The following is a 14,583-nucleotide window of genomic DNA, read 5'->3' on the forward strand; positions in this document are numbered from 1 at the left end:
TTTTTACATTCCTACAAGATTTTTCTGCCAATTTCTAAACTCGAGTTCATCGAATTTTTGCCCCATTTTTTCATCATTAATGAAAAACAGAGCCTCTTCCAATGAACAATTCACATCAGCTTCACAATGAATTTGCGCAAGCTTTCTTGAAAGATGAAGCATCTCAAGGTCCTGCTCAATTTTTGCCCGCTGTGCTTTCGTTAATTGCTCGATATTTTCCAGAATCCCCTCTATCGTTTTATGCTGGATTAATAGTTTAAGTGCTGTTTTTTCGCCAATTCCTCGCACCCCAGGATAATTATCACTGCTGTCGCCCATCAAAGCCTTTAAATCTACCATTTGTGCTGGGGTAATCCCCTTTTCCTCAAAGAAAGAGTCCTCGCGGTATTCAGCATAATTTCCATACCCTTTCTTCAATAAAACGACAGAAACATTCGGCTTGAGCAGCTGAAGCATATCCTGGTCCCCTGTGAGAATAAACACCTGCGAATCTTTGCAATATCCATCACTCAGCGTTCCCATACAGTCATCCGCTTCAAAGCCAGCTTTCCCTATATTCGGAATATCCAATGACTCCATAACTTCCTTGGCTAACTCAAACTGAGGGATTAATTCTTCCGGAGCTTCCCCGCGGTTTGCTTTGTATTCGGAAAAAAGCTCGTTACGAAATGTTTTACTTCCCATATCCCAGCAGCATACAACGTGTGTAGGCTGGTAAGTATCGATAGCTGTAAACAGATGCTTTACCATTCCGTAAACTGCATTTGTAGGCATACCTTTACTATTTATCATGAAATAATTGCTCATTGCTGTGGCGTAGAACGCGCGAAAAAGCAAGGCCATTCCGTCAACGAGCAAAACTCGATTCGTTGTCATCATCTTCGGACCCCTTTATTTTAAAAAGTTGATTCTATTATAACAAATTGCAGATCTAAGCGGGTCAAATAGCTTTAACAATATCTAGAAACTATTCTTCTATTTGAAACAAGGGTATTACCTAATAATTGACAAAATTCTGATAACGTAGTAAATTAGAGTTACGTGCAATCTATTTACATACTCTCCTTTGTAAGCGTTTGCACATCACCAGATTAATAATGGGAGGCATGAAGAATGGTATACGCATTTCCTAATACCGAAGGGTCAATCGTTCAGTACAAAGAACGTTACGAAAATTTTATTGGGGGTAAATGGACTCCACCAGTAAAAGGGCAATACTTTGATAATGTTACACCTGTAACTGGCAAAACCTTCTGTCAGGTACCTCGTTCCACAGAAGAAGACATTGAGCTTGCCGTTGATGCAGCCTATGAAGCAAAGGAGTCCTGGGGGAAAACCTCAGTCACGGAACGCTCGCTTGTTCTAAACCGTATTGCTGATCGTATGGAGGAGAACCTTGAGAAACTGGCTGTCGCTGAAACATGGGAGAATGGGAAAGCCGTCAGAGAAACACTTAATGCTGACATCCCATTAGCCATTGATCATTTTCGCTATTTTGCCTCAGTCATTCGTGCCCAAGAAGGGTCAATTGGGGAAATTGACAATGACACGGTCGCCTATCATTTTCACGAACCGCTTGGAGTAGTAGGACAAATCATACCTTGGAACTTTCCGATCCTTATGGCTACATGGAAAATTGCCCCTGCACTTGCTGCTGGTAACGCCATTGTGCTTAAACCAGCGGAACAGACTCCAGCCTCCTTGCTGCTGTTACTAGAGATGATAGAGGATTTACTTCCTGCTGGTGTATTAAATGTCGTGAACGGTTATGGCCTTGAGGCTGGTAAACCACTTGCTCAAAATCCACGCATTAACAAGGTTGCCTTCACCGGAGAGACAACAACCGGCCGCATGATTATGCAATATGCTTCACAAAATATTATCCCTGTCACGCTTGAGCTTGGCGGAAAATCACCAAATATATTCTTTGAAGATGTGATGAGTAAAGATGATGATTTTCTTGATAAGGCGATTGAAGGGATGGTTATGTTTGCCTTAAACCAGGGAGAGGTGTGTACCTGTCCTTCACGTGCGCTTGTGCAGGAATCTATTTATGATCAATTTATGGAACGAGTCATCGAACGTGTCAAAGCCATTAAAGTCGGGAACCCGCTTGACCCAGAAGTCATGATGGGAGCTCAAGCGTCTTCTGAACAGCTTGAAAAAATTCTTTCCTATCTTAATATTGGAAAAGAGGAGGGTGCGGAATGTCTCATTGGCGGTGAGCGGAATCAACTGGCTGGCGATTTTTCCGAAGGCTATTATGTTCAGCCAACGATGTTCAAGGGCAATAATAGTATGAGAATCTTCCAAGAGGAAATCTTCGGTCCTGTTCTTGCAGTTACTACCTTTAAAGATCCAGAAGAAGCAATGGAAATTGCTAATGATACTCTTTATGGACTCGGAGCAGGGGTCTGGTCCAGAGATATTAATACTGCTTATCGCTTCGGGCGCGGCATTGAAGCTGGGCGTGTGTGGACGAATTGCTACCACGCTTATCCTGCTCATGCAGCATTTGGCGGCTACAAAATGTCTGGGGTCGGCCGCGAGAACCACAAAATGATGCTCAGCCACTATCAGCAAACGAAAAATCTGCTTGTCAGCTATAGTGGACAGAAGTTAGGATTCTTTTAATCTTACAAAGGAGGTGACGGAATGGTTGAACGTGTAACGGCTACCGATGAAGCTCTCCAGTTAATTGAAGCACTTAAAGAGAAACACGGCCCGTTGATGTTCCACCAATCCGGCGGCTGTTGTGATGGAAGCTCTCCGATGTGTTACCCGGAGGGCGACTTGATCGTAGGCACTCAGGACGTTCTGCTTGGGAAAATTGGGGAGACTCCCTTTTATATCCACAAGAAGCAATATGATTACTGGAAGCATACCCAGCTCATTATTGATGTTGTAGACGGCCGTGGTGGAATGTTTTCTTTGGAAGGAGTAGAAGGAAAACGATTCTTAACCCGCTCTCGTGCCTTTTCCGATGAAGAATTCAAAGAACTTAAAACAGCTGGAATTCTTTAAACACCCCCCCTGCCTTGCTTTCCATGGCAGGGGAATGTTTATTTAGAACTGTCCATTATACCAGCTGAAGTATCCTAACACATTAGAAACATAGGCGATCGCGATTAGCGCGGTGAGCGTCACAATTAGAAATATCCAATCTATACTCTTTACTGTAAATCTACGATAGAAATTTCGATCCTTCTCACCGGTAAACCCCTTCGACTCCATGGCAACAGCTGTCCTTTCTGCTTTGCGGATGGCACCTGCCAATAACGGAATCATAAACCTTCTGTATTGTTTAATAGACTCTCTTACCTTTTTCGTTCGTTTAACTCCTCTTACCTGATGAGCCTCCTGGATTTGATTAAATTCATCCTTCATTAAAGGAAGAAAACGATATCCCGCCAGCACCCCGTAAGCCAGCTTTGGCGGTAGTTTACACTGTTGCATGAGACTTAAAATAAAGTGAACCATATCTGTTGTAAAAATGAACAGTAAGGACAAGGTGGCAAAGGCGAACATTCTAAACACAAGAGACAAGGCAGCTACAATATCCTCCTCCGGAATTTCCCACAGCAGCAAGTGGATCGTTTGAGCGGGATGCTCTGGGGCGTCAGAAAATGCTATCGTTGTCCACAGCATTCCTAAAGAAATGATCATAAAAGGAAGCAAAAACAAAAGGTAATATTTTATGTTTACTTTTCCAAACAGAAAAGTAAACACTATCGTCCATATACTGAATAGCAGCGGGGTGATAGGATCAAAAATAAGGGCTAGTCCGATAACTGCAACGATTACCGTTAAGGCTTTGATGCTTGGGTTAAGCTTATGAAGAAACATACAGCCCCTCCCTTTCCACCTGTTGCTGCAGTTGAATTCGAACGGGATAATTAAGCTGCCATCTAGCTAAACCATCATCACACCATAGTTTATGAGGATGTCCATCTGCGACCACTTCCCCTTTATTTATGACGAGCACCCGATCAGCATATTTATCTACTAACTCCATATCATGCGTCACCATGACAATTGTGGCGCCTTTTTCCTGCCGTTGAGCCAACAAGGTCATTAATTGTTCTGTTGATTGGGCATCCTGGCCAAACGTTGGTTCATCCAGTATTAACAGTTCCTGATGATCCACTATCATCGAAGCCACACTCAACCTGCGCTTTTGCCCCTGGCTTAATGTGTACGGATGGCGTTCTTCCATCCCATTCAGCTGACAGATGTCAAGAACTTCCCGTACTTGTTGATCGACTTTATATTCTTCGATACCTTGAACTCTGAGACTAAATGCTATCTCCTCATATACGGTATCTGTAATCAGCTGATGTTCAGGGTTTTGAAAAACGTAGCCGATGTGCTTCCTTACATCTATTTCTTTCCAAGATGAGAGTGGTTTTCCGAGAAAAGAAATATTGCCTTTAGTCGGCTTTTGCAGACCTGCCATAACCCTGGAAAGAGAAGTTTTCCCGCTTCCATTCTCACCAACCATTGCTATGAACTCCCCTTTTCTGATTTTCAGGGATACATCTGAGATAATCCTGCTTTTTCTTTTCATCCACGAAATTGATGATAATTGAAGAATTGTTGAGGTAGAATGGCTTCCCCTTGGCTCAGGAGGAAAAGTGATCTGTTCTTTTGAACCCCTCCATCCAGTAATAACATCAGAAACAGTCAGTGGAAAATGGCTGCATTGATCCAGCCATTCTTTCTCCATAGCTAACTGAGTTACCGCCGGCATCGATATCCCCTGACACTGTAATGCACTTTTATGCCTGTTCATCCAATCTCTTATAGGGCCATCATAAACTAGCTCGCCGCTTCGATTCATCATCACTCCTCGTTCAATAAAAGATACCCATCCATCTAGTTGATGTTCAATAACAAGAAGCGCAAAGCCTTTTTCTTCTTGAAGTGCTTGGATGGTTTGGATAAAATCACGTGTGGCAATCGGGTCCAAATTGGCCGTCGGTTCATCCAAAATTAACAGCTCAGGTTCCATAGCGAGAACACAGGCTAAAGCGAGCTTCTGTTTTTGCCCGCCTGATAATGTTTGTATCGATCGCTGTCTTGCTCCTTCTAATCCTACAAGCTGTAGAACATGATCAATACGGGAAGATATCCGCTCCACTGGTGTATGGATGTTTTCCAGGCCAAATGCTATTTCATCTTCCACTGTGATCATACAAAACTGACTTTCAGGATCTTGAAACACGACCCCAACATGTTGACTCATTTCCCCGGGAGCATAGCTAGCCACAGAATTACCTCTGAACTGAATATCGCCTGTCATTGTTCCGTCTAGTTCACGAGGATAAATACCATTTATACCATACGTCAGCGTGCTTTTCCCGCAGCCGCTCGGTCCTAATAATAGTAAACGCTCGCCCTGGTCTATTGAAAAACTAATATTTGATAACACTTGGTCATTTACTTCTTGAAACTGGAGATGAAGTTGACGCACATCAAGTAACTTCATGCTGCCTTCTTCCTTCGCTGCTCTTTTCCAAGGGCAAACCCCGTTAATACACCCGTTTTTGCCAGAGCATCACTAATGGCCTTCCCTAACACACCAGAGATCAAGGCACCGCTTATCATCCGAACGACAAGCATACTAAGAATGTATCCTGTTCCAAATACAGCGTACCCGGAACGAAAGTACCCCCATACAAAACTAAAGACAGCTGCTCCGACACCAGCCAGCATTAATACAGCTAGATTGTATGATTTATATCTTGTCACGGCAAAAGCAGCCTCTGCCCCGAGCCCCTGGATGATCCCTGTTAAAATTAAAATCGGGCCCATTGCATTTCCAAGCAGCATTTCTACTGTGGCTGCAATCGTTTCTGATAAAAATGCCGCCCCTTTTTTACGAATAATATAGGCCGCTACAATCGAAACGATAAACCAAATTCCGAAGATCAGATCATATCCGATTGGGCCAAATAGTCCTGCCAGCAGCTTTCCAACAGGTAAAAAGGCTAAATAAACAACGGCAAATACTACGGAAAGCACGGACATCACAACAATTTCTTTCAACTTCCAGTTATGCAGTCCCATTTCACTTCCCTCCTTTTACAGAGGGACTGTTTGCAGAAATCGTAACAGTCATGACCGTATGAGGAGAGCCTTGCTCTTCAGTCTGTTGGAATACTTTCTCCAAGCCATCAAACACTCTGTTTCCATCCCCGTCTAAACGTGTCGAATAATGAGCCGCACTCACCTCAACACCCTGATTCTTCATGTCTTCAATTTGACCATAAATAACATCCATATAGTTCCCGCCGCCCATAGGGTATAAGGAAAACTTAGCGGCAGCCTCTTGGTCAATCAACCCGCTTGCGGAAGCATTTTGTACTAGATTATCCTCTGCCATGTACACATCGCCAGCCGAGTCCCCTGGGCATCCTATTGAATAAGTTGCTTGAAATACTACATGTTCTCCCGTTTTTGCCGCTTGTAAAAAAATCGCTTTCGTTACATCAAACACATGAATCATCTGCCCTCTTACTGTCGTCGTGACATCATCTGTTCTCATCCATACTTTCGATGTGTCCACTTCATTCAGCGAGGACTTAATAATCTCCACAAAACGGTCAGACATCGGATAAATCGAGAATGAACTTCCTGCAATTCGATTAGCAGATCCACAAACTTCACTCATGTTTATACTTCCTCCTTTTTTAATAAACACAAAAAAAACTGCACCCCGCGGGAGTGCAGCTACGAACGTATGTATATGTGTGTACCATTATCATTCTACGATCGACTCCACTTCCCCACGCTAGTATTATCCAGATCGGGTTCTAAGGGTCAGAAACGGTTTCCTCTCAGCCGCGTACGCAGCTCCCCTAGTGTTATTAACGATATGCAATTTTTTCACACTTCTATCGTAATCAATGGTTATACATTTGTAAAGCCTATTCTTTTTCCCTGACAAGCTCTTGAACTTCTTGAACTAACTGCTCAAGTTCTTGCAATCCCTGGTCAGGGCTTGAGAAAAATACCCTTTTTAATCTCTTAGTAATATCTGCTGGTTTAATATTCATTAAATCTAAGGTATGCTGCTGCCATTTGAAATCAGGATGATGAACATACATGCAATTTAATCCAAATAGGATTCCCATTAAATGATGCTGCATCGCCGTCACAACTGAATAAAACATCAGCCAGTCTTCTCGTTCCAGCAAAGCTTGCCGATTTTTCCACTGATTCCCGAAATCAGAGTAAGCATCAATCATCACATGCCCCAGTTGTTCAGGGTATACTTGGACCTTGGCCTTTAAACCGTCCATCAACTCAGCGCCAGCTACAGGAACTCCGTAATGGATCGAGGAGATCAAACATTGGCCTTCTAAACTAATGTCAAATTCTTTTGTTACCCGGTGGATTACTCCACGAAAAGTTTCAGTAAGAAAACTGCTTATTTCAAATTTAACACCCTCAAGCTTAAAGGTTTCAGACCATTCGTCATCTTCAAATCCATAGAAATCAATCAACTCGCCATTCAACTGGTCAATTACAGATAACCGATCTTGATCTGTCGGCTCCCCGGACCATAGGACGTTCAGCTCGATATCAGAGAAACTATCTTCCCAGCCACGCGCAACAGAGCCGGCAATATAAACAGCTTCCACCTTAGCATTTTGCTCATATACCTTTGCTGCTTTTTTTGCTAATTCTTCTAAATTCATCACTCGATCACCACCGCCTTTTGCTGACTTCCCTTAACGGGTTTTACAAAGATGCCAACATCCTAAACATAAACGAGCAGTACCTACCTCATTTTCCTTTCATACAAGTTACTCCGGTCTACCTCATGACACCCATTGTAATCAAATACTTTTAGCATTGGTTCATTTCGGTAGCTGGTCGAGCCCATATAATAATCGGCATTGAACTCATCCCGCAGAACGGATAAAGCTTGTCGGTGCAATGCCCTGCTTTTCCCTTTCCCCCGCTTTTCAGGAATAAGGCCGAAATAGAACAATCGCCCTTCTCCTGTTGTTCCAGGTTCTATATGCGGCATCACCACTCCTATGGGCTTAGCGCCTTCATATACCATTTGACATGTATGCCTATAGTTAGGACCGAGTTCTTTTTCTACACTGTTAAACTGTTCATCCATCGTTAAACTCGAGGAAGCATTCAATGAACCTTCCATAGATTGAGACCATACCTGTTTAAAGGACTCTTCCATCCCTTCCTCTAAAACTCGTAAGGTAAATGGTTCTTCTGGCGGAGCCATGTCTGATAGGTCTCTTTTTACAGAAACTGTGACGTCATGCAATGTAAATCCCAATTTTCCCAATTTCTCTTCTACCACTACCGAAGGAGATGGCAGCAAAATAGAGAGTGTAGCTGCTTGGTGAAAGCGAACATCATGAACAAGATAGTCTAACAGTTTAAGAAGCTGCCCTGTTGATAAATGAGTGAGGTTCTCTACTATTGTAAAATTCTCTCCTTCAACAAACTTTACTTTTTTATATAGATTCGATCTATTTAAGGCATTTTCCTTCATAGTATCCTCCTCAATAATAAGAAATATTATGTAAGCCAAGCCTATCCTTTTAATCACACCCGTGGGATGCGATACAATAGGATTGTAAATAATGGAAAGGATGAGGAGAATGAACAGAGAAATTCAACTGGCTCAAAGACCGTATGCGACTCCCACCCATGAGCACTTTAATCTTGTAGAGGCTGATGCCCAGCAGCCCGGAAATGACGAAGTACTAGTTCAACTGCTGTATGTATCGGTTGATCCTTATATGAGAGGCCGCATGAACGATGCGAAGTCGTATGTTGCCCCTTTTCAATTACATGAACCTATCGAAGGCGGCGCTGTGGCACAAGTCGTCGAATCAAACACAGAAGCATTTTCTGCAGGTGACATCGTTACAGGTTCGCTTCCGTGGAGAGAAGTAACCGTTGCTTCTGCTGACTCAATTAGAAAAGTGGATCCGTCCCTAGGTTCTGTAACTACATCCTTGGGAATTCTAGGAATGCCTGGTCTTACTGCTTACTTTGGCCTTATTGATATCGGGCAGCCAAAAGAAGGAGAAACCCTTGTCGTTTCTGGTGCTGCCGGGGCTGTAGGTTCTACCGTAGTACAAATCGGGAAAATTCTCGGCTGCCACGTAGTCGGAATTGCAGGCAGTGATGACAAAACAAGCTATCTTGTAAATGAATTAGGAGCAGATGCAGCAATCAATTATAAAACAGAAGATGTCGCTGAATCTCTTCAGCAAGCCTGTCCCAATGGTGTAGATATTTACTTCGATAACGTCGGAGGACAGATATCTGATCACGTCTATCCATTGTTAAATAAATTTGCACGTATTACACAATGTGGTGCAATTGCATCTTATAATGTTCCTAATGATCAAGGACCGCGCATTCAAATGCATTTGATCAAATCCAGCGCTACGATTAAAGGGTTCGTAGTTGGAGATTATCGGGACCGTTTTAAAGAAGGATTTGAGCACCTTTCCAATTGGTTGAAACAAGGAAAATTAACTTATGAAGAAACGATTCATGAAGGGTTTGACAACATTCCAGATGCCTTCTTTGGTCTCTTTGAAGGAAACAATACAGGTAAACAACTGGTTAAAGTTGCTTCATCCTAAGTACAGCTGACTGTAAATTGCTATGGTAGATTAATGGGGCTGGGACAAAAGTGTTTTATAAGATGAAAATCCGAACTAAGTAGAAATTATGATCGGTGCATTTAAACCGCTACGAAAATATACTGCGCTTCAACTGCATATCGTTCGCCTTTTCACTTAAAATAGTTAGTTATGTCCCAGCCCCTTTAATTTTTTGCCATTCCATATCTCTGATGGATCCTGTTGCACATTGTCCCCTAGTATTATTGGTATCGCGGCTGATCGTATTGACCAAACCATTGATAACGATGGCTGGAGAACCATTTATAAAGTGGAGAACCAAGCCGTTCCATTCCGGGAAGGTATAAGATCAACCCTATCCAAGAAATCGGGGGTAATAGTAATAATAACTTCCGAATTGTACCAAATCCTGCCTTTAGCTCACCTTGTTTTGTAAGCATATGGATTTCATCTTTTACATTGCGCCCGCTCAAGTAAGGATACTTTCCATTCTCCTTTTCAACCTCCTGAACAGAAACCCATTTCAGCTGATTCAACCAGTCAAACTTACGCAAAATCCGTTTAACATTAAAACAAAAAGGACACGCTGCATCATAAAAAACGATATGCTTCATCATTTATCCTCCTCGAATCGGACTTTTATCCAGCCTCTTACTCCATTGACCATCCATACCCCTTCGAATGAAGCGAGATCATCCTTATAAATAACTTGCTCTTTAACCTGGTCCTGGGCTAACAATTCCTCTCTAAACGTCCCTGCCAGCAGACCACCTGAAATTGGCGGGGTAATGTACGCCCCTTTGTGCTTCACTACCAGGTTTGCTGTGGTAAACTCAGTCATCTCCCCACGTTCGTTCCATAACAGCACCGCGTAACTCCCCTTAGCTGCTTCATCCTGATGCTGCTCATAGACTTTCCGGTGGGTTGTTTTATGAAAAAGAAACGGATCGCTAAGGTCTATTGGCCTGTGAGCCACCGTACATAAAACCTCTTCAGGCGAAACATTAATGGCATCAGTTTCAAGCTCAATATCCCCCTGTTGGTTACTAAGCATTCGCACTTTGTATAACCCTTGAGAGAAATGTTGGGCAAGCTGCTGCAATTTAGCAGTAGCATCTTTTTCATTAAAAGCATAATGAAAGTACCGTGCCGAGTGACTGATACGCTTCAAGTGGCGGTTTAGGAGAGGGTAAACTCCATCGTTAAGCTGCATCGTCTCCAGAAGCTTAAACGATGGTCTTCCTTCTGTTAATAACCTTGCTTTCGTGTGAAGTTCTTCATATTCACCTTCCGTCGTTGAGTCCCACGTTACTCCTCCACCAGCTCCGTACACGGCACTGCCATTATTAAGTAAAACAGTTCTAATTGGAACATTGAAGACAGCTTCTCGATGTGGCGTCATGTAACCAATGGCACCGCAATAAATATTTCTTGGAGAAGTTTCCATCGAAGCAATGTAATCCATCGTACGGACTTTTGGGGCTCCTGTTATCGAACCACAAGGAAATAAAGCTTCAAAGATTTGATACATAGTTGTACCTTCAGGCAGCTCCCCTTCTACTGTTGATGTCATCTGATGGAGCGTGGGGTAGGTTTCAATATCGAATAACCTCGGTACTTGAACAGTGCCCGGTAAAGCCAGTCTTCCCACATCGTTTCGCAATAAATCAACAATCATCAAGTTCTCTGACTGATCTTTACCGGAAACATTCAATTCCTGCTTGTTGGCTTCATCTTCTTCAAGCGTACGTCCTCTCTTAGCCGTCCCTTTCATTGGCTTCGTGACCAAATGCTGACCATTTTTACGAAAAAACAATTCTGGCGAAGCTGATAAAATCTTCTGGTGACCATCGAGAGACAAATAAGCGCTATACGAAGATTGTTGGTTATCGGCTAACTGTTTATAGAAACCAAATGCATCACCATCAAAAACTGCCTCAAGCCTAGTTGTATAATTAACTTGATAGGTGTCCCCTCGCTCGATAGCTTCTTTAATGTTCTCAACTCCCCCTTGATACTCCTCAAAAGTTGTATCCATTTTCCACGATGAAACTGAAAAATCCTGTGATAAAAGAGCAGGTGCTTCAGACTTTGGCTCAGTAAACACTCCAAACCAAATTAGCGGCCAGTCCCCTTTTACTTTCACCTTAAAGGCCGCATCAAAAGCAGGCGCTGCTTCATAGGAAACGCACCCTGCTACATAAAATCCTTCTGCTAAAGCAGCTTCCGCCTGGAGGAAAGCATTTTGGACTTCTTCTAATGAGTTCGCTTTTATTATGTGATGAGGATTTGTGAACAGCATAGGCTGGTTTACTCCCTCCCCATCAGCAAATTCAAAGAACAGATGAGGTTCATTCATACTCATATTGGCACTCCCTCCTCCTCTGTTTTTTGAAAAAACAGGGCCCGATCATAAGCGTTGCTTAACATTTGGAAACCATGCTCCGTCAAAATAGACTCCGGATGAAACTGAATTCCCTCAACAGGATGGGTATGGTGACGAACCGCCATAACTACTGAATCTTCTGACATAGCACTAATTTCTAATGACAACGGAAGATCTTCAGCCGGAGTTTGAAGCGAATGATACCTGGTCACCTGAACCACACATGGAACACCATGAAAAATAGACTTTCCATCGTGTGTCATCATGGTGACTTTACCGTGCATCGGACGCTTTCCTTTTGCAACCTTCCCTCCAAAAAAATCAACAATAATCTGGTGACCCAAGCAAATCCCGAGAATTGGTATTGTTCTATAAAAATGGTTCAACACCTCATAACAAATTCCTGATTCGACAGGATGTCCCGGGCCTGGTGAAATCACAAGCAAGTCTGGAGCTAAATGCTCTATTTCCTCAATGGTAGCTTGGTCATTTGGATAAACGACTACATCTTCGTCCAGAAGTCGAAAATATTGAGACAAATTATAGGTAAATGAATCATAGTTATCAATCATTACAATCATAGTAATCTCCTTTTACGAATGAATACCTCTCTTACTATTGTACCTCTTCAACACTATAAATTCACGAAACAACTGTGAAGCCTATGAAACTATAAAAAGAATGATAGATTTAATTTTTAGATAAGTCAGTCAACTAAATTGAAATTGACTGAAAATTTGTAGTATAATACTTATAAAGTGTAAGCGTATACATATAGAATAGCGTCTACAATTTAAGGAGGGATTTTATGAGTGGTATTTGGCTGGCTATTGCTGGAATTATCATCTTTGCATTAGGTTATAAGTATTATTCAAAGTTCATTGCTGAAAAGATTTACCGTTTGGATCCAAACTATGTAACCCCTGCCCATAAGTACGAGGATGGGGTTGACTTTGTTCCTACTAATAAATTTGTTTTATGGGGTCATCACTTTACTTCTGTAGCCGGAGCAGCCCCTATCGTCGGACCAGCTATAGCTGTTTATTGGGGTTGGCTGCCAGCAATTCTTTGGGTACTGCTCGGAACTGTTTTTGCGGCAGGTGTTCACGACTTTGGAACCCTGGTCTTATCTGTTCGAAACAAGGGTCAATCCATGGGTACATTGGCAAGTAAGCTTATTGGCGAACGAGCAAAGAAATTATTTTTATTTATAATTTTATTATTAGTACTGATGGTTAACGCTGTTTTTGCGTGGGTCATCGCAAACTTATTCATCTCGTTCCCAGCGAGTGTCGTATCTGTCTTTATTCAAATTCCACTTGCTGTTTGGATCGGATACAGTGTGTATAAGAAAAAAGGCAGTATGTTACTCCCATCGGTCGTTGCCCTTGGTGTGATGTACTTAGCAGCCATTGTGGCCAGCTATGTGCCCGTTTTACAAATTGATTTAGTTAAATATTTCGGCGGGGAAGGCGCCACCACGTTCATGGGGGCAAATGCCACGTCCATGGCCTTCTTCGTATGGATTGTTGTGTTGATGGTTTATGTGTATATCGCTTCAACTTTACCAGTTTGGAAGCTCTTGCAGCCGCGAGACTACATTAACTCTCACCAGCTATTGGTCGGGTTAGGATTACTTTATTTAGGCTTGCTGTTTACGAACCCGGAAGTAACAGCACCTGTCAGTAATGCGCAAGCAGACGTTTCCTGGTTCCCGCTCTTATTTATAACCATTGCCTGTGGAGCCATTTCTGGTTTTCACGGTTTAGTATCATCCGGAACGACCTCCAAGCAGCTGAACAATGAGAAGGAAGCACGTTTCGTAGGGTACCTGGGCGCTGTCGGTGAAGGGTCCCTGGCTTTAATAGCGATCATTGCTGTTATTACCTTCTTCCCTACAGCTGGAGAATTTTCAGCCACGTACAGCAGCTTTACAGAAGCAAGCGGGGCTGGCCTGACTGTGTTTATCCAAGGAGCGGCCCAATTAGCTACAGGCCTTGGCATCCCATCTGTTGTAGCATCAACTATAGTATCTGTTATCATCGTTAGTTTTGCTGCCACTACTCTGGATTCTTCTGTCCGGCTTATGCGCTATATCATTTCAGAATTGGGAACCGAATATAATTTTAAACCTTTGACAAAAGCACATGTTGCTACAACGGCTGCCGTTGTCTCAAGTGCGGCATTAACATTGATTCCGCAAGGGCCGAAAGGGTTTGGATCCGGGGGCTATCTCCTGTGGCCGCTGTTCGGTACATCGAACCAGCTGCTGGCAGGAATTAGTTTGCTGCTGATCTCTATCTGGTTAAAACGACTTGGCAGGAACTATTGGCCGACCCTCATTCCAATGCTGTTCATCATGTTTATGACACTATGGGCTATGATTGATCAGGTGATTACAGAATGGGCACCATGGGCAGCAGGAAGTGATTGGCTTTTATTCAGCTTTGGCGCGATCATCCTAGTCTTCACTATCTGGATTCTGTTAACGGCAGCCTCGGCCCTTCTTAATGGAAAAGATAATAATATCGAAAAAAGTGCTTAGAAAATAAAATAAAA

At 42.8% G+C, this 14,583-nt stretch carries 14 protein-coding genes and 1 riboswitch; of the genes, 4 read left to right on the forward strand and 10 right to left on the reverse strand.

What is annotated here, in order from left to right:
• Positions 1–3: 3 nt before the first annotated feature.
• Positions 4–879: a 5'-3' exonuclease gene (locus B5354_RS10900; RefSeq protein ID WP_139377105.1), complete on the reverse strand. Its 876-nt coding sequence runs from the start codon at positions 877–879 to the stop codon at positions 4–6.
• Between the two features lie 234 nt (positions 880–1,113).
• On the opposite strand from B5354_RS10900, the gene exaC reads away from it, so the two are divergent.
• A complete protein-coding gene (exaC, locus tag B5354_RS10905; RefSeq protein WP_079528686.1) occupies positions 1,114–2,634 on the forward strand; it encodes an acetaldehyde dehydrogenase ExaC in 1,521 nt (506 codons plus the stop codon).
• Between the two features lie 21 nt (positions 2,635–2,655).
• Complete coding sequence (locus tag B5354_RS10910; RefSeq protein ID WP_079528689.1) at positions 2,656–3,024, forward strand: DUF779 domain-containing protein; 369 nt, start codon at positions 2,656–2,658, stop codon at positions 3,022–3,024.
• A 42-nt stretch (positions 3,025–3,066) separates the two neighbouring features.
• Here B5354_RS10910 and B5354_RS10915 read toward each other — a convergent pair whose 3' ends face one another.
• The 6 genes from B5354_RS10915 to B5354_RS10940 all read right to left on the reverse strand — a co-directional run bounded on the left by B5354_RS10915 (position 3,067) and on the right by B5354_RS10940 (position 8,530).
• Complete coding sequence (locus tag B5354_RS10915; protein ID WP_079528691.1) at positions 3,067–3,846, reverse strand: energy-coupling factor transporter transmembrane component T family protein; 780 nt, start codon at positions 3,844–3,846, stop codon at positions 3,067–3,069.
• On the reverse strand, positions 3,833–5,488 hold the full coding sequence (locus tag B5354_RS10920) for an ABC transporter ATP-binding protein (protein ID WP_079528694.1): 1,656 nt from the start codon (positions 5,486–5,488) through the stop codon (positions 3,833–3,835). Before B5354_RS10920 ends, B5354_RS10915 begins: the two co-directional genes overlap by 14 nt.
• On the reverse strand, positions 5,485–6,063 hold the full coding sequence (locus tag B5354_RS10925) for an ECF transporter S component (RefSeq protein WP_139377129.1): 579 nt from the start codon (positions 6,061–6,063) through the stop codon (positions 5,485–5,487). Before B5354_RS10925 ends, B5354_RS10920 begins: the two co-directional genes overlap by 4 nt.
• Before the next feature lie 7 nt (positions 6,064–6,070).
• Positions 6,071–6,673: a YkoF family thiamine/hydroxymethylpyrimidine-binding protein gene (locus B5354_RS10930; RefSeq protein ID WP_079528698.1), complete on the reverse strand. Its 603-nt coding sequence runs from the start codon at positions 6,671–6,673 to the stop codon at positions 6,071–6,073.
• Positions 6,674–6,768: 95 nt separating this feature from the next.
• A riboswitch (TPP riboswitch) is annotated at positions 6,769–6,872 on the reverse strand.
• A 57-nt stretch (positions 6,873–6,929) separates the two neighbouring features.
• The gene (locus tag B5354_RS10935) at positions 6,930–7,703 is read right to left on the reverse strand and encodes a DUF4037 domain-containing protein (protein ID WP_079528700.1); all 774 of its coding nucleotides are present in this window, start codon (positions 7,701–7,703) and stop codon (positions 6,930–6,932) included.
• Positions 7,704–7,786: 83 nt separating this feature from the next.
• On the reverse strand, positions 7,787–8,530 hold the full coding sequence (locus tag B5354_RS10940) for a GNAT family N-acetyltransferase (RefSeq protein WP_079528702.1): 744 nt from the start codon (positions 8,528–8,530) through the stop codon (positions 7,787–7,789).
• Between the two features lie 109 nt (positions 8,531–8,639).
• Here B5354_RS10940 and B5354_RS10945 point away from each other — a divergent pair, with 109 nt between their 5' ends.
• Entirely contained in the window at positions 8,640–9,638 is a 999-nt protein-coding gene (locus tag B5354_RS10945) for an NADP-dependent oxidoreductase (RefSeq protein ID WP_079528705.1), read from the forward strand.
• A 242-nt stretch (positions 9,639–9,880) separates the two neighbouring features.
• Here B5354_RS10945 and B5354_RS10950 read toward each other — a convergent pair whose 3' ends face one another.
• The 3 genes from B5354_RS10950 to B5354_RS10960 are packed head-to-tail and all read right to left on the reverse strand — an operon-like array spanning position 9,881 to position 12,605.
• Positions 9,881–10,252, reverse strand: coding sequence for a thiol-disulfide oxidoreductase DCC family protein (locus tag B5354_RS10950; protein ID WP_079528707.1), 372 nt, complete (start codon positions 10,250–10,252; stop codon positions 9,881–9,883).
• The gene (gene pabB, locus B5354_RS10955) at positions 10,252–12,003 is read right to left on the reverse strand and encodes an aminodeoxychorismate synthase component I (protein ID WP_342742991.1); all 1,752 of its coding nucleotides are present in this window, start codon (positions 12,001–12,003) and stop codon (positions 10,252–10,254) included. Before pabB ends, B5354_RS10950 begins: the two co-directional genes overlap by 1 nt.
• Complete coding sequence (locus tag B5354_RS10960) at positions 12,000–12,605, reverse strand: anthranilate synthase component II (protein ID WP_079528710.1); 606 nt, start codon at positions 12,603–12,605, stop codon at positions 12,000–12,002. The genes pabB and B5354_RS10960 overlap by 4 nt, the downstream gene beginning before the upstream one ends.
• Before the next feature lie 227 nt (positions 12,606–12,832).
• Here B5354_RS10960 and B5354_RS10965 point away from each other — a divergent pair, with 227 nt between their 5' ends.
• Positions 12,833–14,569 carry a carbon starvation CstA family protein gene (locus tag B5354_RS10965; protein ID WP_079528713.1) on the forward strand — a complete coding sequence of 579 codons (1,737 nt, stop codon included), beginning with the start codon at positions 12,833–12,835 and terminating at the stop codon, positions 14,567–14,569.
• Positions 14,570–14,583: the final 14 nt, after the last annotated feature.

This window comes from Halobacillus hunanensis (genome assembly GCF_900166655.1).
GTDB classification, from domain to species: domain Bacteria; phylum Bacillota; class Bacilli; order Bacillales; family Halobacillaceae; genus Halobacillus_A; species Halobacillus_A hunanensis.

Coding starts and splice junctions, on each gene's coding strand:
- B5354_RS10900 (WP_139377105.1), bottom strand. CDS start 879: ATGATGACAACGAATCGAGTTTTGCTCGTTGACGGAATGGCCTTGCTT.
- exaC (WP_079528686.1), top strand. CDS start 1,114: ATGGTATACGCATTTCCTAATACCGAAGGGTCAATCGTTCAGTACAAA.
- B5354_RS10910 (WP_079528689.1), top strand. CDS start 2,656: ATGGTTGAACGTGTAACGGCTACCGATGAAGCTCTCCAGTTAATTGAA.
- B5354_RS10915 (WP_079528691.1), bottom strand. CDS start 3,846: ATGTTTCTTCATAAGCTTAACCCAAGCATCAAAGCCTTAACGGTAATC.
- B5354_RS10920 (WP_079528694.1), bottom strand. CDS start 5,488: ATGAAGTTACTTGATGTGCGTCAACTTCATCTCCAGTTTCAAGAAGTA.
- B5354_RS10930 (WP_079528698.1), bottom strand. CDS start 6,673: ATGAGTGAAGTTTGTGGATCTGCTAATCGAATTGCAGGAAGTTCATTC.
- B5354_RS10935 (WP_079528700.1), bottom strand. CDS start 7,703: ATGAATTTAGAAGAATTAGCAAAAAAAGCAGCAAAGGTATATGAGCAA.
- B5354_RS10940 (WP_079528702.1), bottom strand. CDS start 8,530: ATGAAGGAAAATGCCTTAAATAGATCGAATCTATATAAAAAAGTAAAG.
- B5354_RS10945 (WP_079528705.1), top strand. CDS start 8,640: ATGAACAGAGAAATTCAACTGGCTCAAAGACCGTATGCGACTCCCACC.
- B5354_RS10950 (WP_079528707.1), bottom strand. CDS start 10,252: ATGAAGCATATCGTTTTTTATGATGCAGCGTGTCCTTTTTGTTTTAAT.
- pabB (WP_342742991.1), bottom strand. CDS start 12,003: ATGAGTATGAATGAACCTCATCTGTTCTTTGAATTTGCTGATGGGGAG.
- B5354_RS10960 (WP_079528710.1), bottom strand. CDS start 12,605: ATGATTGTAATGATTGATAACTATGATTCATTTACCTATAATTTGTCT.
- B5354_RS10965 (WP_079528713.1), top strand. CDS start 12,833: ATGAGTGGTATTTGGCTGGCTATTGCTGGAATTATCATCTTTGCATTA.